Origin of the sequence: Mycobacterium pseudoshottsii JCM 15466, from assembly GCF_003584745.1 — a bacterium.
Classification (GTDB): domain Bacteria; phylum Actinomycetota; class Actinomycetes; order Mycobacteriales; family Mycobacteriaceae; genus Mycobacterium; species Mycobacterium marinum.
This window is the reverse complement of sequence record NZ_AP018410.1, coordinates 4650530-4671127: the sequence shown is the minus strand read 5'-3', so window position 1 is coordinate 4671127 and position 20598 is coordinate 4650530. Positions and strand designations below refer to the sequence as shown.

At 68.8% G+C, this 20598-nt stretch carries 17 protein-coding genes and 1 tRNA gene; 11 read left to right on the top strand and 7 right to left on the bottom strand.

Annotation, left to right across the window (positions count from 1 at the left end; all coding sequences use genetic code 11):
- Positions 1-71 precede the first annotated feature (71 nt).
- Together MPSD_RS21105 and MPSD_RS21100 are read left to right on the top strand one after the other, a co-directional pair.
- Positions 72-1346, top strand: a complete 1275-nt coding sequence (locus MPSD_RS21105) for a PucR family transcriptional regulator (protein ID WP_086085030.1) — start codon at positions 72-74, stop codon at positions 1344-1346.
- 108 nt (positions 1347-1454) lie between these two features.
- Positions 1455-2372 carry an HpcH/HpaI aldolase/citrate lyase family protein gene (locus MPSD_RS21100; protein WP_086085029.1) on the top strand — a complete coding sequence of 306 codons (918 nt, stop codon included), beginning with the start codon at positions 1455-1457 and terminating at the stop codon, positions 2370-2372.
- A gap of 21 nt (positions 2373-2393) precedes the next feature.
- On the opposite strand, the gene MPSD_RS21095 is transcribed toward MPSD_RS21100, so the two are convergent.
- Positions 2394-3668 (bottom strand): HNH endonuclease, encoded by a 1275-nt coding sequence (locus MPSD_RS21095; RefSeq protein WP_036426378.1) that lies wholly within the window; start codon positions 3666-3668, stop codon positions 2394-2396.
- A gap of 57 nt (positions 3669-3725) precedes the next feature.
- Here MPSD_RS21095 and MPSD_RS21090 point away from each other — a divergent pair, with 57 nt between their 5' ends.
- From MPSD_RS21090 to MPSD_RS21080, 3 genes are read left to right on the top strand one after another with little or no spacing between them, the layout of a single operon-like run.
- Positions 3726-4082 (top strand): DUF488 domain-containing protein, encoded by a 357-nt coding sequence (locus tag MPSD_RS21090; protein WP_020786414.1) that lies wholly within the window; start codon positions 3726-3728, stop codon positions 4080-4082.
- A 41-nt stretch (positions 4083-4123) separates the two neighbouring features.
- Entirely contained in the window at positions 4124-5002 is an 879-nt protein-coding gene (locus tag MPSD_RS21085; protein WP_020786415.1) for an LLM class F420-dependent oxidoreductase, read from the top strand.
- A gap of 13 nt (positions 5003-5015) precedes the next feature.
- A complete protein-coding gene (locus tag MPSD_RS21080) occupies positions 5016-5645 on the top strand; it encodes a GNAT family N-acetyltransferase (RefSeq protein ID WP_086085028.1) in 630 nt (209 codons plus the stop codon).
- A 10-nt stretch (positions 5646-5655) separates the two neighbouring features.
- Here MPSD_RS21080 and MPSD_RS21075 read toward each other — a convergent pair whose 3' ends face one another.
- From MPSD_RS21075 to crcB (MPSD_RS21065), 3 genes are read right to left on the bottom strand one after another with little or no spacing between them, the layout of a single operon-like run.
- Positions 5656-6762, bottom strand: a complete 1107-nt coding sequence (locus tag MPSD_RS21075) for a DUF190 domain-containing protein (RefSeq protein WP_015355026.1) — start codon at positions 6760-6762, stop codon at positions 5656-5658.
- Positions 6759-7133 carry a fluoride efflux transporter CrcB gene (crcB, locus tag MPSD_RS21070; RefSeq protein WP_012393424.1) on the bottom strand — a complete coding sequence of 125 codons (375 nt, stop codon included), beginning with the start codon at positions 7131-7133 and terminating at the stop codon, positions 6759-6761. Before crcB (MPSD_RS21070) ends, MPSD_RS21075 begins: the two co-directional genes overlap by 4 nt.
- Complete coding sequence (gene crcB / locus MPSD_RS21065) at positions 7133-7528, bottom strand: fluoride efflux transporter CrcB (protein ID WP_015355027.1); 396 nt, start codon at positions 7526-7528, stop codon at positions 7133-7135. The genes crcB (MPSD_RS21070) and crcB (MPSD_RS21065) overlap by 1 nt, the downstream gene beginning before the upstream one ends.
- Positions 7529-7655: 127 nt before the next feature.
- On the opposite strand from crcB (MPSD_RS21065), the gene pgm reads away from it, so the two are divergent.
- The 3 genes from pgm (at position 7656) to MPSD_RS30905 (ending at position 9795) form a co-directional block, all read left to right on the top strand.
- Complete coding sequence (gene pgm, locus MPSD_RS21060; protein ID WP_086085027.1) at positions 7656-9287, top strand: phosphoglucomutase (alpha-D-glucose-1,6-bisphosphate-dependent); 1632 nt, start codon at positions 7656-7658, stop codon at positions 9285-9287.
- A 65-nt stretch (positions 9288-9352) separates the two neighbouring features.
- Positions 9353-9425: transfer RNA gene (locus MPSD_RS21055), tRNA-Ala, on the top strand.
- A gap of 208 nt (positions 9426-9633) precedes the next feature.
- A complete protein-coding gene (locus MPSD_RS30905) occupies positions 9634-9795 on the top strand; it encodes a hypothetical protein (RefSeq protein WP_420811819.1) in 162 nt (53 codons plus the stop codon).
- Here the strand turns inward: MPSD_RS30905 and MPSD_RS21050 are convergent.
- From MPSD_RS21050 to MPSD_RS21035, 3 genes are all read right to left on the bottom strand, one after another.
- Positions 9788-9940, bottom strand: coding sequence for a hypothetical protein (locus tag MPSD_RS21050; protein WP_084472545.1), 153 nt, complete (start codon positions 9938-9940; stop codon positions 9788-9790). The two genes, MPSD_RS30905 and MPSD_RS21050, sit on opposite strands and share 8 nt — an antisense overlap.
- A 110-nt stretch (positions 9941-10050) precedes the next feature.
- A complete protein-coding gene (locus MPSD_RS21045) occupies positions 10051-16371 on the bottom strand; it encodes a PE family protein (protein ID WP_086085025.1) in 6321 nt (2106 codons plus the stop codon).
- A 1344-nt stretch (positions 16372-17715) separates the two neighbouring features.
- Positions 17716-17967 (bottom strand): hypothetical protein, encoded by a 252-nt coding sequence (locus MPSD_RS21035; protein WP_131807368.1) that lies wholly within the window; start codon positions 17965-17967, stop codon positions 17716-17718.
- 24 nt (positions 17968-17991) lie between these two features.
- Between MPSD_RS21035 and MPSD_RS21030 the strand changes: the two genes are divergently transcribed.
- The 3 genes from MPSD_RS21030 (at position 17992) to MPSD_RS21020 (ending at position 20498) form a co-directional block, all read left to right on the top strand.
- Complete coding sequence (locus tag MPSD_RS21030) at positions 17992-18948, top strand: SAM-dependent methyltransferase (RefSeq protein WP_020786424.1); 957 nt, start codon at positions 17992-17994, stop codon at positions 18946-18948.
- Complete coding sequence (locus tag MPSD_RS21025; protein ID WP_020786425.1) at positions 18941-19702, top strand: class I SAM-dependent methyltransferase; 762 nt, start codon at positions 18941-18943, stop codon at positions 19700-19702. Before MPSD_RS21030 ends, MPSD_RS21025 begins: the two co-directional genes overlap by 8 nt.
- A 172-nt stretch (positions 19703-19874) precedes the next feature.
- Positions 19875-20498 carry a TetR/AcrR family transcriptional regulator gene (locus MPSD_RS21020; protein WP_036427189.1) on the top strand — a complete coding sequence of 208 codons (624 nt, stop codon included), beginning with the start codon at positions 19875-19877 and terminating at the stop codon, positions 20496-20498.
- The last annotated feature ends 100 nt before the right edge of the window (positions 20499-20598 follow it).

Below are 20598 nucleotides of genomic sequence, written 5' to 3'. Positions count from 1 at the left end.
TGTCCTGGGAGGACAAAAGCACCGCTAAGACCCGGTTCTGTCGGACCCGTCAAGACGTCTAGTGTCGGTTCATGGCGGAACGAAACCGCACCGACGACGCGGTGGTCGGCAAAATCGTGGTCGAGGTCGTGTACCGCCTTAGCGCCCAATTAGCCGAGGCGACCGCATCGATTCAAGGCACCCTGGAACGCGAAATCGTCGAGCTGCGCGGTGACGTGCAACTGCTGGACCTTCTCCACGCCAGCGTCGAGGGAAACGTGGCCGCGGTGCTCAACGCGATCCACTACGACATTCCGATCGAGCGCGTTGAGTCTCCGACAGCGGCGCTGGAGTACGCCAGGAGGTTGGCGCAGGGGGGGGCGGTCAATGCGCTGGTGCGTGCCTACCGGCTTGGTCACAAAGAGATGCTGGAGCGAATCATCGATGGGGTCCAGGAAGCGGGCGCCGATCCCGCGCTGAGCCTTGATGTGTTCAACCGGATCTCCGAGGTCACCTTCAACTACATCGACTGGATCTCGCAACAGGTCGTGGCGGCCTACGAGGCCGAACGCGACCGGTGGCTGGAAAACCGCAGCCGAGTCCGCAATGTCCGGATCGCGGAGATTCTCGATGGCGGCGACATCGACACCGACGCGATGACCAAGTCGATTCGCTACCCGTTGCGAAAGGTGCATCTCGCGCTCGTCTTGTGGTTCCCCGATGACGCGACCGACGGTAACGAGTTCGAGAGGCTGGAGCGGTTCTTGGACGAACTTGCCGAGCACCTGGGTACGGGCAATGCGCTGTTCGTGGCCGCGGATCGGATCACCGGGTGGGGGTGGATCCCGTTGCGGGCCAATGATGCTGGCCTGACCGGGCGGGTCCGTCGCTTCGTCGCGGGCCACACCGATGCGCCGCACGTCGCATTGGGCCAGGCGTTGCCGGGCGTCGAAGGGTTCCGGCGGGCGCACCGTCAGGCGCGAAACGCACACCGTGTTGGTGTCGCGGTGGGTGCATCCGCGCCGGCGGTCATGGCGGTCAGCGACGAGGGACTGTCCGCGGCCGCATTGATGGGTGCGGATCTGCCGGACGCCGGGGCCTGGGTGCGCGAGACCCTGGGCCCGTTGTCCACCGATTCGGACAACGATGCCGTGCTGCGCGAGACGCTTCGGGTCTTCCTGCGCGAAGGGGGTAGTTACAAGGCGGCGGCCGAGCGCCTGCACCTGCACTACAACTCGGTCAAGTACCGGGTTGCCCGGGCGGTCGAGCGTCGGGGCCGGCCGATCGACGACGAGCGGCTCGACGTCGAGATGGCGCTACTGGTCTGCCAGTGGTTCGGCGCGGTGGTGCTCGGCCCCGGGCGGTGAGGGTGCCGGCGCCGTGGGTACAGGTCGTTGGAGGCAATCGGTGGCGTTACCGCTACGGTTTAGGTAATACGCCCGACTAATAGAACGAAGATGGCGGCAGAACAAGCAATGTACGAACAGGTCAATAGCTACGTCGTGGATCCTGCCGACGTGGGTTCACGCATCGACCCAGTGCTGGCCCGGAGCTGGTTGCTGGTCAACGGCACGCATGCCGACCGATTCCAGGCCGCGTCGCATTCTCGCGCCGACATCGTCGTGCTCGACATCGAGGATGCGGTCGCCCCCAAAGACAAGGGCAGCGCTCGCGACAATGTGGCGCATTGGCTCGGTGACGGCAATGCCGACTGGGTTCGCATCAATGGCTTCGGCACCCCGTGGTGGGCCGACGACATAGCCATCCTGGCTTGCAGTTCGGTCGGTGGTGTCATGTTGGCGATGGTGGAATCGGTTGACCATGTCACCGAGACCGCCAGGAGGCTGCCCAACGTGCCGATCGTGGCATTGGTCGAGACGGCCCGTGGCCTGGAGCGCATCACCGAAATCGCGTCGGCCAAGGGCACCTTCCGGCTGGCTTTCGGCATCGGTGACTTCCGCCGGGATACCGGCTTTGGCGAAGACGCCACCACGCTGGCGTACGCGCGGTCACGATTTACCATCGCGGCCAAGGCGGCCGGCCTGCCGAGTGCGATCGACGGGCCGACCATCGGTTCCAACCCGCTCAAACTCATCGAGGCCAGCGCGGTCTCGGTGGAGTTCGGGATGACGGGCAAGATCTGTTTGTCGCCGGAGCAGTGCTCGGTGGTGAATGAGGGGCTGTCCCCGTCGCAAGATGAGATCGGCTGGGCGAAAGAGTTTTTCGCCGAGTTCGAACGCGATGGGGGAGAGATCCGAAACGGCTCCGACCTGCCGCGTATTGCCCGCGCAACCAAGATCCTGGATCTGGCGCGTGCCTACGGCATCGAGGCCTCTGACTTCGAGGACGAGCCGGTGCACTCACCCGCGCCAACCGACACCTATCACTACTAGTCACTACTAGGTTGTGACGGGCTAGGCGGCGTGCCGGGCGAGTGAAATGCCTACCCTGACCTCGAGTTCGCTGGCCGTGACGGTCTGCACCCGCGGCGGGGCGCCGGATCGATAGCTTGTTCCCGTTGGCGTGGTGAATTCAGCTGTGTGCGTGTGGGTTTCGTGCATACTCGTCTCGACTCGCCAACCGTACGCCTCCTTGGCGTAGTTGCAGCGCTCGCACGATCCCAGGCCGTTGTCCGCTGTGGTGGGGCCGCCTTTGGCCCAAGGCCGCGCGTGATCGCGGTGTCGGATCGGGGCGTCGCAGTAGGGAGTGCGACACCGCTGATCCCGCAACTCGATGAAGGCGGCCAGGCCGCGGGGAAATAGCCGCGCTCGTGATTCCATCGCTACCAGCGCCCCGGCTCGGGGATGGGCGTAGAGCCTGCGCAGCGTCGCCCGCGAACGTCCGTCGGCGACAGCGTCGGCGACCATCGTACGGGCGACCGCCGCGGGGATTGGGCCATAGCCGCAGACATCCGCGGGTGCGCTATCGGCTCCCAGCAGTGATTCATCCGTCAGCACCAGGTTGACCGCGATCGGAGTCGGGACCGCCGCGTCGCGCCCGGTGACCCGCTCGACCAGGGTGTCCGCCATCACCTGCCCGCGGGAGCGCCCGTCACACCGGGTGTCTGCCGCACGGCGCAGCGCCGCGTACACCGATATGCCCTGGGCCACCGGAAATAGCGCGGTCAGATAGGTCATGGTGTCGGGAGCCGGGCGGATGGTGACTGTCCGTTCCCTCTCGGCCTTGGCCGCCCGGTCGACGACAGCATGTGGGTCCAGCCGGTAGGCGATCGCTTTGGCCGCCGCGGCGACCCGAGCATCACCCATCCCCTCAAGGCCGGACGGGTCGCCACACAATTCGGCATCCAATTCGCGCCGGTGCTCGATGTCCAGACAAGCGCTCTCGCGAACGATCAGGGTGGCCCGCCACTCCGACAGCAACCCGCATTCCAGCGCCGCCAGTGTGTGCGGCATTTCATGCACTAGTGCCTTGGCGAATCCCAGGTGGCGGCTGCCCCGGGCGGGCGAGTCTCGTCGCGCCAGCGCGATCTCATTGGCCAGACCACGTCCACGCCGGGCGGCTGGCACGCCGGCAGCTGATTCGGCAGCTCGGCGTGCCGTGTCCAAGGCGGCCGCCGCGCGGGCCTGGCCTGCTGCGGCTGCCGATTTGACCCTCTCCAGCTCAGCAATGCGCTCGACCAGCGCGGCTTGGTCGGCGGCGGGATCGACAGTCGCCAAGGATTCGAACATATTTTCGATTCTAGCAGGTTCCACTGACTGGACGACAGCCCCCGATACGCTGGCTGGATGAGCCGCGAGGCCCGGATCCGGGTGGCTCGGATCTATGACGACGTCGAACCCGACGACGGCCAGCGCGTCCTGGTCGACCGCATCTGGCCGCGAGGCATTCGCAAGGACGACCCCAGGGTCTGCATCTGGTGCAAGGGCGTCGCCCCGTCTACCGAGTTGCGTCAGTGGTACCACCGCCAACCTGAGCGATTCGACGAGTTCGCGGCGCGCTATGAGGCGGAGCTGTCTGGCAGCGCGGCGCTGGCCGAACTGCACACGCTGGCCCAGGGCGGTGTGGTCACGCTGGTCACCGCTACCCGAGAGGTAGCTGGAAGTCACGTGGCCGTTCTGGCGAATCTGCTGAAAGCCCGCTGAGATTCGTCGCTCGGGGGTGCGCTGCGTGAGACGATCTCCGGGTGCAGCTGGGATTGCATGCGCTGGGAATCGGTGCCGGGGCCGACCGCTCGATGATCGACGCCGTGGCCTGCGCGGCCGATGATGCCGGGTTTGCCACATTGTGGGCCGGCGAGCATGTCGTGATGGTCGACCGGCACACATCGCGCTACCCGTACTCCGAGGACGGCGTCATAGCGATCCCGCCCCAGGCGGACTGGCTGGACCCGATGATTGCGCTGAGCTTCGCCGCCGCCGCCGCCTCCCGTATCACCGTGGCGACCGGGGTGCTGCTGCTGCCGGAGCACAACCCGGTAGTGGTGGCCAAGCAGGCGGCAAGTCTGGACCGGTTGAGCGGGGGACGGTTGACGCTTGGCGTGGGCGTCGGCTGGTCTCGCGAGGAGTTCGCGGCGCTGGGTGTCCCGTTTCAGGATCGTGCTGGTCGTACGGCCGAATACGTCGCCGCGATGCGCACCCTGTGGCGCGACGATCTCGCCTCGTTCACCGGGGAGTTCGTCCGGTTCGATTCGGTTCGGGTGAATCCCAAGCCCGTGCGCGACCGACGGGTCCCGGTCATGGTCGGGGGCAACAGCGATGCGGCGCTGCGCCGCGTCGCGGCCTGGGCGGATGGCTGGTACGGCTTCAACCTCGACGGCGTTGGCGCCGTCCGCGAGCGGGTTGGCACGCTCGACCGGCTGTGTGCCGAGTCGGGCCGCAACCGTGATGAGCTGCGGTTGTCCGTCGCCCTGCGCTGCCCCCAGCCGTGCGACGTCGATGCGCTGGCCGAGCTGGGGATCGATGAGTTAGTGCTGGTTGAGACGCCGCCCGAGGCCGCCGATGCGGCGCAAAACTGGGTTTCGGCGCTGGCAGAAAGATGGCTGTCCACAGTGTGGGTTAGGTAGGCTCCCCGTTGACATGAGTGAAGCCGACACGCTGTTCCCGAGGGAACTGACCGACCTCGACGACGAGGTCCGCAGCGTTCCGCCGCCGCCGGCGCCGGAGGTCCCCAGCCCGTACGCGTTCCGGCTGGCTGATCCCGACGCCGACGCCGACGCCGAGAAGATCGCTGACTGGATGCGCCGGCCGCACCTGCTCAGGGCCTGGGATGCCGCATGGCCGGCGTCGCGGTGGTACCGCTACCTGCAGGCACAACTCGAGGGCGACTACTCGCGACCCTACATCGGCAGCTTAGAAGGCCTGGACTATGGATACCTCGAATTGTATAGGGCTGCAAAAGATCTCATATCAACGCTATATGAGTCTGACCCCTATGATCTTGGCATCCACGCCGCAACGGCTGAACCGAAGTTCGTTGGCCTGGGAAATGCCCAACTCTTGCTGCCGCACTTCGTGGCCAGCGTACTCAATGCCGAACCGCAATGCCGCCGGATCGTCTTTTCCCCGGACTATCGCAGCAGGGGCACCCGCCGATTCTGCGAGAACGGTGGCTGCACATTCCTGGGCGAACATGACCTGCCGGATCGTCGCGTGGCGCTCTACGTGCTACCGCGCACTCTCGACGACGTGCCCGGACTACGCAGCTGAAGGGTTCGCTTCAGTAGTCGTAGCGAGCCATCGGGGGTTCGCAGGTGCGCTGCGTCCAGTCCAACGACTCGCTGAACGACATTGCGGCAGGAATCATTTCGCTGGTCACCAGCCCGTGACGGGTGGTCAGGTCCTCGACAATCTCGAAGCTGCGCGCGATCGCCTCGGGTGTGTCGATGATGATCGTGGTTACCGGCACATCGCGGGTGATCCGAAACAGCTTGTCTCCGTGTGTTCTGCGGTCGCCATGAAACCCCCAGATGCCGCGTAGGGCGGTCGCTCCGCGCGCCGCCCCGGACTGCATCAGTCGATGCACCAGGGCACGGTGGATGGGCACCCCCTCGTGGTGACTGGCTTCGGAGGTGTGCACCATCAGCTTCTGCCACAGGTGGCGTCCTTGGTCATCGGTCGGCGGCAGCTGTTGGGGGCGGGCGAACAATCTGCCGTCGTTCTTGCACAGCCGCACCCGTTCGATGGTCAACAGCGGGTTGGTCAGTACGGCGGCGAGTTTGGTGGCGGCGGCGGACACCTGCGCGGCCGTTCCGATGCCGATGATCATGAGCGGAACGTTGACATTGCGGCCAAAAAAGCGGGCCCGGAATCGTTCGCCATCTGCTGTGCCGTCCACACCAAGAAGTACCGTGGCCCCGGCAAATCCATGCTGCCATAGCAACTCGCAGACGGCATAGGCGGCGGGGGATCCGCCAACCCGGACCTGGCGGCCGACATAGACGGTCAGCTTTGCGGCGTCCGCGGTTTGCTGCTCGATGTCGTTCAATGCTTCGACGCCGTTGTTCCGGGTCACCAGTCGAGCGCGCTCGAGTGTCAACAGCGCCCGGCCGGTCATCGCCGTCACTTCGTCGACCAGCGAGCGGATCTTGGACTCGACATCGACGGCGACGACTGTCACCGGAGGGTCCTCGGACAGGCTCAGCGACTGGTCGCTGCGCAGCTCGTGCTTGAGGCCGAAACCGGTGGTACCGCGCAGCATTACGCTCGTGGCGATGCCACGGTTGCCGAACAGATCCAGCATCGCATCGGCCAGGAACCGATTGGTACCCACAACGCGATGCCGCTCACCGAAGTACGCGGTCAACTTGAGGCTCTGCGCGCTCATAGCAGCTGCGCGATCCAGTGCCCCAACAACGCCGCCCCGAGGCCGGCGAGCACGCTGAGCCCAATATTGGCCAGCGCGACCCACATTTGCCGTTCCTCGCTCAGCCGTTGGGTTTCCAGCATCCAAGTGGAGAAGGTGGTGTAGGCGCCCACAAACGCGGTGCCCGCCAACAGGGCCGCGTCCCGGGACAGTGCCAGGCCGGCAAGGAATCCGAGTAGTGCTGCACCGCTGACGTTTACGGCGAAGGTGCCAAACGGAAACGTCCTGGCCATTCTGCGCGCGATCGTGCGGTCCACCAGAAAGCGCAGCGTCGAACCGAGGCCCCCAATGACCATGACGCCCATCCAGACCACCACGGTGCCTGCGGTCATCAGCGCACCCGCACGCGGCGAACCGCGACTGTCGCCAGTTTGACCGCCAGCAGCCCGAAAGTAACGCTCACGAGCGTGTAGACGAGGGCCAGTGCCCAATGGCCGTACTCGATCATCTTCAGCGTCTCGACTTGCATCGTAGAGAAAGTGGTTAGGCCGCCACACAATCCGGTTCCCAACAGTGGGCGTCGGTAGCTAGACAACGGCAACCGCTCCAGCAGGCGGGTGGTGAAGTAACCCACCAAGAAGGCGCCGACGATGTTCACGGTGAAGGTGGGCCAGGGCCACTTGGCCGGGTCGGGGACCGCCAGAGTGCTCAATGCCGCGCGGGTCAGGGCGCCCAGGGCTCCGCCGGCGAAAATCGCGGCCAGTTCTCGGTAGTCGGGGCGTGCCACCAGTCGCTTCCCTCCCGCGGTACAAGTTCGTGTCCTTTAGCAGCCTAGGTGGGGACTTGCAAGTGGGTAAATCCTGGGAAATACCTGGGAAGTTCCCGAGTGGTAGGGGGAGGCAGAATTGGTACTCATGGTTGCCAACCCGCGGGCCGGACAGCCGGCCCAGCCCGAAGACCTGGTCGATCTGTCCCACCTGGTGACGGCCTATTACACCATTGAACCCGATCCGGACGACGTCGCCCAGCAGGTGGTGTTCGGCACTTCGGGTCATCGCGGCTCCGCGCTGAACGCAGCGTTCAACGAAGCCCACATTCTGGCCATAACCCAGGCCATCGTCGAGTACCGCGCCGCACGTGGCACCACCGGACCGCTGTTCATCGGCCGTGACACACATGGTCTTTCGGAACCGGCCTGGGTGTCGGCGCTGGAAGTGCTCGCCGGCAACAACGTGGTCACCATGATCGACTCGGCGGACCGCTACACACCGACGCCGGCGGTCAGCCACGCGATCTTGACCTACAACCGCGGCCGCACCGAGGCGCTGGCTGACGGCATTGTGGTCACGCCATCGCACAACCCGCCGCCGGACGGTGGCTTCAAATACAACCCCCCCAACGGGGGCCCGGCCGACACCGACGCCACCAACGCAATAGCCAAGCGCGCCAACGAAATTCTGCGGGACGGGGCAGGCGTGGCGCGGATGCCATTGGCCCGAGCGCTACGTTCCGCGCAGCGGCATGACTACCTGGGCAACTACGTGGACGACTTGCCCAACGTGGTCGATATCGCTGCCATCCGCGAGGCTAGGGTTCGCATCGGTGCCGATCCGCTGGGCGGGGCCAGTGTGGACTATTGGGGTGAAATCGCCAGTCGGCACGGTCTGGCGCTCAGCGTGGTCAACCCGCTGGTCGACGCGACCTGGCGGTTCATGACGCTCGATCACGACGGCAAGATCCGGATGGACTGCAGCTCACCGGATGCGATGGCCTCGCTGATCGCCAACCGGGACCATTACCAGATCGCGACCGGCAACGACGCCGACGCAGATCGACACGGCATCGTCACCCCTGATGAGGGGCTGCTGAACCCGAATCACTATCTGGCGGTGGCCATCGACTATCTGTACACGCACCGGCCGTCGTGGCCGGCAGGCATTGCCGTGGGCAAGACCGCCGTCAGTTCGTCGATCATTGACCGGGTCGTCGCAGGAATCGGCCGTGAGCTTGTGGAAGTGCCGGTCGGGTTCAAGTGGTTCGTCGACGGCCTGATCGGCGGCACCATCGGGTTCGGCGGCGAGGAGTCGGCGGGCGCCTCGTTCCTGCGGCGCGACGGATCGGTCTGGACCACCGACAAAGACGGCATCATCATGGCGCTGCTGGCCGCGGAGATCCTGGCCGTCACCGGCGCCACGCCTTCGCAGCGGTACCGCGCGCTGGCTGATCAATATGGTGCCCCCACGTATGCCCGGGTAGACGCGCCCGCAAATCGGGACCAGAAGGCCCGTCTGGCCAAGCTGTCGCCCGACCAGGTCAGCGCCACCGAACTCGCTGGTGAGCCGATCACCGCCAAGCTGACCCAGGCGCCGGGAAACGGGGCACCGCTGGGTGGGCTCAAGGTGACCACCGCCAACGCGTGGTTCGCGGCGCGTCCGTCGGGCACCGAAGACGTCTACAAGATCTATGCAGAGTCCTTCAACGGGCCCGCGCATCTGGCCGAGGTACAGAAAACCGCGCGCGAAGTGGTGAATCAGGTGATCGGGTAGTCGTTGCGGCCAGCGACTTTGAACCCGTGATGCTAGTGGTGTAGCTTCGATGAGCACGACTTCGCGGGGCTATGGCGCAGCTGGTAGCGCACCACACTGGCAGTGTGGGGGTCAGGGGTTCGAGTCCCCTTAGCTCCACTCGATTTGACTGGGCATCTTGCGTATTTCTACGCGGGATTTGAGTGGTCAGGAGTGGGTTGACGACCGTGTTCGTCCGCACGCTGAAAGCAGGCTCGAACACCGGCCGACTGAGTGGCCAAGGCCCTGCACTCGCAGGCCACTCGGGTACCCCGAGGCGTTGGAAGCGAAGGTCGAGTCGCTCCGCCGTTCCCAAACCGCGGGCAAAGTGTCCGACGGTTACCCGCCGAGCTTCCTACTGACCTTGGCCATGGCCACGGCCACGGCTTGGAGCGCGATGAGCCCGTTCGGACCGTCTTTGAAGCCCTTGTCCAGCCAGCAGCTTGCGGTGATGCGGGAGTGTGTTGCGCGTCGGCCGGCCCTTAGCTGATCACCGACACGGTGTCGTCACCCTTATTTGCGACATAGACGACGCCGGCTTCGGCGCCGGTCGGGCTGACCGCCACCTCGATCGGCTTGGTACCGACGGAGATCGTGTCTATGACGGCGTTGGTGGTGGGGTCGATCACCGACACCGTGTCGCCGCCCCTGTTGGTGACGTAGATGTCGCCGGCTTCGGGGCCGGTGGGGCTGACCGCGCCACCCCAAACGGTCCGTTGCCGACGGAGACGGTGGCGGTGACGCTCTAGCCCGCACCTCCGTCACCTCCGTCACCGCCGTCACCGCCGTCACCGCCGGTGCCCCCGGTGCCTCCAGGGCCGCCGGCCGCACCGGAGGAGCCACTGCCGGCGTTGCCGGCGTTACCCGTGCCTCCGGCGTTACCGGCACCGACGACGCCGGTGCCGCCGGTGCCGCCGTCACCGCCGCTGCCTCCGGTGCTGCCGCTGCCACCTTCACCGCCCTCGCCGCCGGTGCCGCCGGGGCCGGCGCTGCTGGATCCGCCGCTGCCGCCTGGACCGTCCTGGCCGCCTTGGGCGCCGGCGCCGCCGTTGATGCCGCTGATGATTCCGTTTGCTCCGGTGCCGCCTTGGCCGCCTTGACCGCCGCTGTTACCACTGAAAGTGGAGACGCCGCCGGTCCCGCCCTTTCCGCCTTGACCGCCGAGGCCGGCCGTGCTCCCGGTGCCCGGTGTGCCGGGTCCGGCACCGGCCGTGCCGCCGGCTCCACCCTGGCCGCCATTGCCGCCATTGCCGCCATTGCCGCCGGTGCCGGCATTGTCGGTACCGGTGTCGAACGCGCCAACACCGCCTTGGCCGCCGCCGCCGCCCTGGCCTCCATCGCCGCCGTCGCCGTTGGTGCCGTTGGTACCCGTACCGGCAGCGGCGCCGCCGTCACCGCCGGTGCCTCCAGCGGCGCCGACACCGCCGTCACCACCCACGGCGGCTAGTGCGGCTGCTCCGCCTGTGCCGCCGGACCCGCCGCCGCCGGCGTTGCCGCCGTCGCCTCCGCTGCCGTTTCCGCCGGCCCCAGCATCGCCGCCGGTGCCGCCGGTGCCGCCGTTGCCGGCGGCGCCACCCGCGCCGCCCACACCGCCCGCACCGCTACCGGTGGACCGGGCTGCGCCGCCGTTACCACCGGCGCCGCCGTTACCACCGGCGCCCGCGTTACCGTCATCGCCGCCGCCAGCACCACCCGCGCCACCGTTGCCGCCATCACCAGCGGCCCCACCTGTACCGCCAATGCCACCGGGGCCATTGGAGGTATCGCCGCCTTGGCCCCTGCCGCCGGTGCCGCCGTTGCCCCCGTGGCCCCCGGCTCCGCCGTCGCCGCCGCCACTAGCGCCAATGCCGGCGCCGCCCGCACCGCCGTCACCACCCCTGCCTCCTACGCCGCCAGTTTGGCCGGCTTGGCCGTTATTAGCGGTGGGCGCGCCGCCAAGCCCGCCCTTCCCGCCGTTTCCTCCCGCTCCGCCGTCTCCAGCGGCGCCGCTAGCCCCGCCGCCCGCGCCGCCCGCGCCGGCAGCACCACCGGCACCGCCGGTCCCGCCAGATCCACCGTCTCCGCCGACCTGTCCGGCCGAGCCCTGCCGCCCGTTGCCGCCGTTGCCGCCGCCGCCACCGTTTCCGCCGTCGCCGCCGCCGACTCCACCGATTCCCGCGCCGCCGGTCCCGCCGGCCCCGCCGACACCGCCGTCGCCGCCGTCGAGGCCTGGGGGGAGGGCGGCTCTGGTGCCACTGCTGCCGCCGCCGGCGTCGCCGCCGTCGCCGCCCGTCCCGCCGTTGCCGGAACTGCCGTCAGCGCCCGTGCCCGTGCCGCTGCCGCCTGCGCCGCCGGTGCCGCCGTCGCCGCCTGCGCCGTCGGTCCCGAGAGTCCCGTCGGGAAGCGCCGCGGCGACACCGCCGTTGCCGCCGGTGCCCCCAGTGCCTCCGGTGCCCCCATCGCCGTTGCCGCCGGCGCCAGCCGCGCCGCCGGCGCCCCCGGCACCGGCCGCGCCGGCGATACCGCCAGCGCCCCCGTTGGTGGTAATGGTGCCGGTTCGGGGGTCGCCGAGGCCGCCGGTGCCGCCATCGCCACCGAGGCCGCCGGTCCCTCCGTGACCGCCACCGATCCCGCCTGTACCGCCGACGCCGCCATCACCGGCCGCACCGCCGGCCCCGCCGTCGCCGCCGAGCTCGCCGCCCTGACCGCCGGTGCCGCCACCGCCGCCGGTGCCACCTCCGCCGCCGGTGCCGCCGCCGGTAGCGCCGATGCCGGCCCCGCCAGCGCCGCCGATGCCGCCCGTCCCGCCGTCGCCGCCGGGGTGGTCACTGTCCCACGGACCGAGGCCGCCGGTGCCGCCTTTGCCGCCGCTACCGCCATCCCCGCCGGTGCCGCCACCGTCGTCGCCGCCGCCGCTACCGCCATCCCCGCCGCTACCGCCGGAGCCTGGGTCGCCGCCAGCAATGCCTGACGGGGTGCCGCCTCCGGCTCCGCCGGCTCCGCCGTTGCCGGCAGCGCCGCCGTGGCCTCCGGTGCCGCCTCCGTTGCCGGCCCCGCCAGCACCGCCTACGCCGCCGTCGCCGCCAGCGCCACCAGCACCAGCGTGCTGGCTCGGATCTTTGCCGCCGGTGCCGCCGGTGCCGCCCGTGCCGCCTTGGCCTCCGGCGCCTTGGATGCCGCCGGTGCCGGTTCCGGCTGCGGCGCCCGTTCCGCCGGTTCCGCCTGCGCCGCCGGTGCCTCCGGTGGCGCCTTGGGCGCCGGCGCCGCCGGCTGCTCCTGGGGTGGTGCTGTTGTCGGTGCCGTCGCCGCCGGATCCTCCGGCGCCTCCGGTGCCGCCGGTACCGCCCTGGCCGCCGGCACCTTGGATGCCACCGGTGCCGGTTCCGGCTGCGCCGCCGGTGCCGCCTTGGCCGCCTGCGCCGCCGGTGCCTCCGGTGGCGCCTTGGGCGCCGGTGCTGACCGTGGTGGTGTTGTCGGCGCCCGTGCCGCCGTGGCCGCCGAGTCCGCCGGTGCCGCCGTCGCCGGCGGAGCCGTCAGTGCCGGCCACTGATCCGGTGCCGCCTTGACCGGCCGCTCTGCCGGTTCCTCCGGTGCCGCCTTGGCCGCCGGCTTGGCCGACGAGGGTTGGGTCGGTGCTGTTGTCGGTGCCGTCGCCGCCGGTGCCGCCTTGGCCTCCGGTTCCGCCGGTGCCGCCTTGGCCTCCGGCGCCTTGGGTGCCGCCGGTGCCGGTTCCGGCTGCGCCGCCGGTTCCGCCTTGGCCGCCTGCGCCGCCGGTGCCTCCGGTGGCGCCTTGGGCGCCGGCGCTGACCGCGGTGGTGTTGTCGGCGCCTGCGCCCCCGTGGCCGCCGAGTCCGCCGGTGCCGCCGTCGCCTGCGGAGCCCTCGGCGCCGGTCACTGATCCGGTGCCGCCGGTGCCTGCGGCTCCGCCGGTTCCTCCGGTTCCGCCTTGGCCGCCGGCTTGGCCGGCGAGGGTGGGGTCGGTGCTGTCGGTGCCGGTGCCTCCGGTGCCGCCTTGGCCTCCGGTTCCGCCGGTGCCGCCTTGGCCGCCGGCGCCTTGGGTGCCGCCGGTGCCGGTTCCGGCTGCGCCGCCGGTGCCACCTTGGCCGCCTGCGCCGCCTGATGCGCCCTGGCCGCCAGTGCCGCCGTCGACTGCGCCCATAGAACCGGTGCCACCAGCCCCGCCGTCGCCACCTAGCCCGCCGGTACCGCCGTCCCCGGATGACCCGTCGGCACCCGCAACGGATCCAGTGCCACCAGAGCCGGCAGCACCACCAGTACCGCCGGCCCCGCCCTGGCCGCCCGCTCCGCCTGCGACTCCGGCATTCGCACTGTTGTCGCTACCGGCTCCGCCTTGGCCGCCGGTGCCGCCGACGCCCCCGACACCGCCGGATCCACCGACTCCCGAGTCGGTGCCTCCGGATCCGCCGGTTCCTCCGGCTCCACCGGCGCCTCCGGTGCCGCCGATGTCTCCGCCGAGTCCGCTGCCGGCAGCTGCGTCGGCGCCGGTGGTTCCGGTGCCGCCATCCCCGCCTGCGCCGCCGTCGCCGCCGGTACCGATGGACTGGCCGCTAGTGCCGCTAGTGCCGCTGGCGCCGCCGACCCCGCTTGTGGTGCCGGCCGCGCCGCCCTGACCCCCGGCGCCCCCAGCGCCGATGTTTCCGCCAGATCCGCCGGCTCCGCCGGTCCCGCCGATCGTGGTGTTGGCAGCTCCGGCGCCGCCGTCGCCAGCTTGGGCGCCGCTGTTGCCGCCCGTCCCGCCGGCTCCGCCATCGCCGTTGTTGCCCGCCGCGCCGGCTCCGGTCCCGGCGGGACCGCCTGCCCCGCCGGTCCCGCCGTCACCGCCGGCGCCACTGTCCCCGCCGTCGTGGCCGCTCGCGCCGCTGCCGTCCAGTGCGTCCGCGCCGGATCCGCCGGTTCCGCCAGTCCCGCCGGTGCCGCCGTGTCCGCCGGATCCGTTGGTGCCGCCGAGGCCGCTGTTGCCGCCGGTGAGGCCGGTTCCTGCGGCGGCATCGGTGCCTTGTCCGCCGGTTCCTCCGTTGCCGCCGTCACCGCCGTCTCCGCCGGTGCCGGCGTCGCCGTGGGTTCCTGTGGTGCCGCCGGTGCCGCCGAAGCCGCTGTTGCCGCCGGCTCCGCCTGCGCCGGCGTCGCCGCCGGTGCCGCCTTGGCCTCCGTCGCCGCCGATGCCGGTGGTGTTGTCCGCGCCGGATCCGCCGGTTCCGCCGGTTCCGCCAGTCCCGCCGGTGCCGCCGTGTCCGCCGGTTCCGCCGGTGCCGCCAGTCCCGCCGGTGCCGCCGTGTCCGCCGGATCCATTGGTGCCGCCGAGGCCGCTGTTGCCGCCGGCGCCGCCGGTTCCTCCGGTGCCGCCGGCGTATCCGGTGCCGCCGGTGAGGCCGGATCCTGCGGCGGCGTCGGTGCCTTCTCCGCCGGTTCCTCCGGTGCTGCCGTCACCGCCGTCTCCGCCGATGCCCGCATGACCCCTGGATCCGTTGTGACTGAACAGGTTGCCGGCACCGCCGGCTCCGGCTTGGCCGCTGGCACCGCCGATCCCGCCGTCCCCGCCAGCACCGCCGATACCGGTAAGACTGTCTGCGCCCGTGCCGCCGCCGCCACCGGCGCCGCCAGCACCGGCGTGGCCCCCGGTCCCACCGCAGCCGAACAACAGCGCGGCTTGACCGCCGGCGCCGCCGTCGCCGCCAACACCGCCACCGCCACCAGTGGCGCCGTTGCCTCCGTCGCCGACACCGTTGCTGCCATCAGCACCAGCTCCGCCGGCCCCGCCGTCCCCGCCGGCACCGCCACCCATCAAGACGCCGCCGCGTCCGCCGGCCCCGCCGTGGCCAACCACGCCTCCGGTGGCGCCGACTGTGGTAGCAGCCCCGCCGGCCCCGCCGTCTCCGCCGGAGCCAGCTCGGCCCAACAGCCATCCGGGGTTGCCGCCGTCGCCGCCGGCACCCCCGGCGCCACCGGCAGTGCCGACTCCGCCGGCGCCACCACCGCCGCCGTGCCCGAAGAGCAGCGCGGCCTGACCGCCCGCCCCGCCTGCACCGCCGCCGATGCCGCCGGTGCCGCCGTGTCCGCCGAAGCCCAACAACCATCCACCGTTACCGCCCTCGCCGCCCGCGAAGCCGCCATCGCCGCCGGCGCCGCCGTGCCCGCCGAAGCCCAACAACCACCCGGCATTGCCACCATCGCCGCCCCCGAGGCCGCCGTCACCGCCGGCGCCGCACAACAGTCCGCCGTGGCCGCCGTCGCCACCGGCGAACCCACCGTTGTCGCCGCCAGCCCCACCAGCCCCACCGCGGCCCCACAGCGCCGCCCATCCGCCGGACCCGCCGGTCTGCCCAGTTGCACCGGCACCGCCAGCGCCGCCGTTGCCATACAGCAGCCCGCCGTGCCCGCCGGTGCCGCCGAAGCCGCCACCGGAGCCGCCGGTGCCGCCCATCCCGCCTGCGCCGCCGTCGCCAAACAGCCACGCACCTCCACCGCTACCCCCGCTACCGCCACCAGTGCCGCCCGCACCGCCGATGCCACCGCGGCCAAGCAGCCACCCGCCGCTGCCGCCGTTGCCGCCGGTGCCGCCGCCTATTCCGCCGGAGCCACCGTTGCCCCATAGGCCCGCGGATCCGCCGGCCCCGCCGGCCTGCCCGGGCGCACCGGCCGCGCCGTTGCCGCCACTGCCGTAGAGCAGCCCACCGTCGCCGCCCGCACCACCGGGGGTTGTCGCATTGGCACCGTTGCCGATCAACGGGCGCCCGAGCAGAGTCTGGACCGGCGCGTTGACCGCGTTCAGCAGATTCTGCTCAACGTTGGTCGCCTCAGCCCACACATACGAACTCGTCCCAGTGTTCAAAGCCGCAACGAACCGGTCGTGAAACGACGCTATCTGTGCGCTGATGGCCTGATACTCGACGCCGTTGGCGCCAAAGAGCGCTGCGATGCGCGTCGATACCTCGTCAGAGCCAGCAGCTAACAACTCTGTCGTGGCGACGGCAGCCGCCGCGTTGGCCGCGCTGACCGTCGATCCGATGTTCGCCAATTCACCTGCGGCCGATGAGACGATTTCCGGTGAGATAGACATGTGCGACACAGGGCAGCTCCAAAACACGCTCGGTGACGGCAGTGCACCCGCAGCCAGAATTGATGCGGTTGGTATTGGGAAAGAAAATAGGTAGGCGGCCTACTGGCGTAGGTTCGCTTTGGAGAGATTGCCAAGGTGAGCCCGTCGTTGTGGTCCAGCCTTTGTGCGACTCGGTCACGCGACGTTCGGATGGGACGACTCTGCGGGACACGACATCGACCAAGTGCCAACCGCACACGTTGGACCGAAGCATTCCTAGCCTCGTCACGGTCAACAAAAGTGTTGGGGCAGAGGATAACCCGACGTCATGGTCGGGAACCCGAAGATCGGGCAGGATGCGCGACGCGACTCGAGATGCTCAAGGTGCCGAACACCAATCATGTCGTGATGGTTGGCCGCGATCACGAAATCGGCAGTGTCATTTGGTGTTCATGCGGACCTCATGATCGGCGGTCGGCCGGAGGCGAGGCATGGTTGCGCACCAATCCTGGGACTGTTGGTGCGGATCGGCCAATTCTGCACCGGCAGAGCGCCCAGGCAGCCAACAGTCGGCCTCTGCGTGCAGCGGGTCGCGACGTACGTCGGCTCGTACATCTGGGCGAGCGCCTGGTAATCGGTTCGGCCGGTTTAGCGTTTCGCGTCGGTGCCGGAGATCGCAAAGTGCTTGAGGGATCGGCCAGCGAAGTTCTACCACCACCCACACGAGCTCGTGTTGTTCGACCGACGATCGTGTTGCCGCGACTGGTATCGGCGCCGGTCTGATGCTTCGCGCCGGCCTCGCGTGGGTCCCAGCGATAGCGACGTCATCCAAACCATCGATCCGAACAACGCGGGCGACACCCGCGTTTCCGTTGACTGATGGAGCCGCTTCTCACAACGACCGCTTATTCGATTTGACTTTCATTGTCGTTTGCGAAGCCAGGCGCACTCTAGACCTGGTCAAGGCGAAGATCGGAAGTTAGCAATTGAGCCGATAACTGTCGGCAACGTAATTTTCGACCGTGAGCTGCTGCTACGCACCTGCCTCGGTGGGGGAGTTAGTCGATAGCCGAATGGGGGAGAGGAAAGTTTATACCAGGAATGCCTGGTTGGCCCCAATTGCTTGAGCCGGGGTGTATAAGAGGTTTTCCGAGAATGGTCGCTGAGACTGGCCGGATGCGGCGCGTATGCCCGGCAGGGCTGGCGACAAGGGTGCTTGGACATCTGGGGCGACGTCGCCTCGATATCCCGTGGCTCGCACGCCGGAGCCCTGGGGTCGAGCCCACCTGCACCGGCTGTGATCGGCAGTCGGGCGGGTGGCCCCGAACGCGCATTGCCTGACAGCGCACCCGCCCGTCGCGGTGCCTTTCCGCCTCAACGCATTTCATCAGAGCAGTACTGCCGCACGTCGCGGCAGGGCAATTCCCGGGTCGGGGCGGCCGCAAAGCTGTGCGAGGCGGCCCGCCGCGCCGGCGTGATATCGGCTGCGATCAGGGCGTTCGGCCACGCCTGGGTACGGGCATTGCCGGCGCCGCCGTAGCCACCGGTGGAGAGCGGCCAAGCTCGCTTCTCGGCGGGCCTCGACGACAAAGACTGCGGCCGCAGACGAAGGGTCCGCGGCGTCAAAACCCAACTCTGGAAAGGTTCATCATGTCCATCACCAAGAACGCCCCCCGGGAAGGGGCCGAGGAAGTGGCGGCCACCGCGCTCGGTGTGGCCGCCGCGCGTGCGGCAGAGACCCGGCGGCAGCGGCCGCTGATCGTCGATCCGTTCGCGCAACTATTCGTCGATGCGGCCGGTCAGGACTTGTGGAGCATGGTGGCCAGTGGCGCGGCGCACGATGAACTTGCCAGTGCCGATCCGGCTTTGGCGGCGGTAGTGCAAACCTCGCTGGGGCACATCGCATCGCGCACCAAGTTTTTCGACGAATTCGTTCTTGCAGCGGCTGACGCGGGCATCCGCCAGGTGGTGAGTCTGGGGGCCGGTCTTGACACCCGAGCGTCGCGTCTGAGCTGGCCTGACGCTGTCACCGTGTATGAACTCGAACAGCCCAACGTGCTGGAATTCAAGTTGTCTACGTTGCGGGACAACGGCGCAACGCCGGCGGCGAACTACGTCGACGTCCCGGTGGATCTACATCGATGCTGGCCGCGATCGCTGTGTCTGGCCGGATTCGACCCTGCCGCACCGACCGCCTGGCTGGTCGAAGGTCTCCTGCCGTTCGTTTCTGTCGCGGCCCAGGATCTGCTTTTTGGGGACGTCCACAAGCTCAGCGTGCCTGGAAGCTGGCTTGCCGCTGAGGCATTGGGTAGCGAGTTCCTCAAGCCAACGACGGTGGCGCGCCAGCGTGCTCGCATACGGCGGATGCGAGTCACCGCGACCACGCTGGCCGGGCTTTCCAACGTTACCGAGCTGTGGGATCTCGCCGAAGGACGCTCAGACGTCGCCGACTGGCTACGCGGGCGTGGTTGGCACGCTTCTGTGTTGACCGCGGAGCGCCTCTTGGCCCGCTATCACCGCAGCGCACCCGTCGAGCTGGGTGATGCAACACCGCCGAGCCTGTACGTAACCGCTCGGCTTAGTGCGGAAAGCAGCCTCGATGCCTAACTACGTCACCACCATGCCTCACGGCAATCCACCGGGAGCCGTCAGCGCAGTGACCGGCGACGGCAGCGTGGTCGAAATCTACCGCCGAATGCCATCGCTGGGCGAAGTTGAACGCATCCATTCGCTACTCCCGCCGCGCAGTTCGGTGCTGGACCTCGGCGCCGGAACCGGCCGTATCGCCAACGCGCTAACGGCGTTGGGGCATCGGGTCACTGCGGTCGACGACTCGGCCGAGATGCTTGAGCATGTCCGTTGTGCGCGCACGGTTCAGGCGCGAATCGAGAACCTGCGATTGGCCGAGAGGTTCGACGCAGTTCTGCTGATATCCAACCTGATCAACTATCCGGACACTCAACTGCTCAGGTCGATGTTGGCCTCGGTCACCCACCATCTTGCGCCGGCCGGAAAGGCCATCATCGAGTGGTCGCTACCGTCCTACTTTGCCGAGTGGCCGACGGGCTGGACCGGAACCCATGTCAAGGCGGGAGTGACGATGAGCTTGGCCATCCACTCCAACCGAGGCGGTGTCATCGACGCTGAGTTGGTTGTTGCTGTCTACGACCAGCAATGGTGCCAGCGGCAGACGATGCGGCGAATCACCCTCGCAACGCTGCGCCGCGAACTGGCACGGGCCGGACTGGTCTTGACGACGGCCGCTCCCGAATCGACTCGATGGTTACAGGTCAAAACGAGGCACGAGCCCGAACGCACGGTGCGGGCTTTCCCGCTCGGGCGGGGGCCTGGTGTTGCGTGAGGGCGGCCGGCTCGCCGAATTTGTGCCGAGAGGCAAGCCGAGGTGGTGCTCACCAACAACCCCTCTTTGACATGTTGATCTACCGTCTGGTATAGCTAATACGGCGACTTGATCTACCGATTGGTATATCAAGTGTGACGCCAGCAGGAAGTTGGAAGTGAGGGCAATGGCGATGGTGTCCAACGATCACAGCGGTGAGCGTGTGGATGGCCGGCGGCTGCGCTACCGGGACCGGCGCGGCGAAATCCTCGACGCGGTCATGGCCCATCTGTTGGAGCACGGGATTAGCGGGATGTCGTTTCGCACTCTTGCGGCAGCGGCAGGCGTGTCGCACATAACGTTGCGCCACCACTTCGGCACAAAGGACGAACTGCTAGTCGAAATCTTTGGCGTGATCGGCGCACGGGTACAGATCCCGGATCACTTTGGTGCTGATGATGTCGAGTCGCTAGTCAGGAAGATGTGGCAGCGATGGACCGAGCCACAGTCTGACCGCAGGTCTCGACTTGTGTTTGAGGCCTACGCACACGCGGTGCGCAGCCCAGACGAGTACCGCGCGTTCCTGGACCGCGTGGTGACCGGATGGATCGAAATCATCCGCTACCACGCACTGCTAGCCGGGTGCCCCAGCGACGAGGCCGACACCTTTGCCACGCTGTTGCTGGCGCAACTGCGCGGTCTGCAGTTCGACTTTCTCGCCACCGGTGACCGCGTGAGTATCGGTACAGCGCTTGAAAGTGTCATTGATGGCATCCACCATCAGCGCGCCCAATGGGCCAGGGTCGCCAGCCGCTGACATCGGACAGACACGCCATGCACAGCGACCTTGCACTGAACCTGGCTTCGCCCGACAATGCCGGGCGGGCCCTGTCGGCTACGGTCCCGCCGAAATGCCC

Coding starts and splice junctions, on each gene's coding strand:
- MPSD_RS21020 (WP_036427189.1), top strand. CDS start 19,875: ATGGTGTCCAACGATCACAGCGGTGAGCGTGTGGATGGCCGGCGGCTG.
- MPSD_RS21030 (WP_020786424.1), top strand. CDS start 17,992: ATGTCCATCACCAAGAACGCCCCCCGGGAAGGGGCCGAGGAAGTGGCG.
- MPSD_RS21025 (WP_020786425.1), top strand. CDS start 18,941: ATGCCTAACTACGTCACCACCATGCCTCACGGCAATCCACCGGGAGCC.
- MPSD_RS21090 (WP_020786414.1), top strand. CDS start 3,726: ATGAGCCGCGAGGCCCGGATCCGGGTGGCTCGGATCTATGACGACGTC.
- MPSD_RS21095 (WP_036426378.1), bottom strand. CDS start 3,668: ATGTTCGAATCCTTGGCGACTGTCGATCCCGCCGCCGACCAAGCCGCG.
- crcB (WP_012393424.1), bottom strand. CDS start 7,133: ATGACCGCAGGCACCGTGGTGGTCTGGATGGGCGTCATGGTCATTGGG.
- MPSD_RS21080 (WP_086085028.1), top strand. CDS start 5,016: ATGAGTGAAGCCGACACGCTGTTCCCGAGGGAACTGACCGACCTCGAC.
- MPSD_RS21105 (WP_086085030.1), top strand. CDS start 72: ATGGCGGAACGAAACCGCACCGACGACGCGGTGGTCGGCAAAATCGTG.
- MPSD_RS21075 (WP_015355026.1), bottom strand. CDS start 6,762: ATGAGCGCGCAGAGCCTCAAGTTGACCGCGTACTTCGGTGAGCGGCAT.
- pgm (WP_086085027.1), top strand. CDS start 7,656: ATGGTTGCCAACCCGCGGGCCGGACAGCCGGCCCAGCCCGAAGACCTG.
- MPSD_RS21100 (WP_086085029.1), top strand. CDS start 1,455: ATGTACGAACAGGTCAATAGCTACGTCGTGGATCCTGCCGACGTGGGT.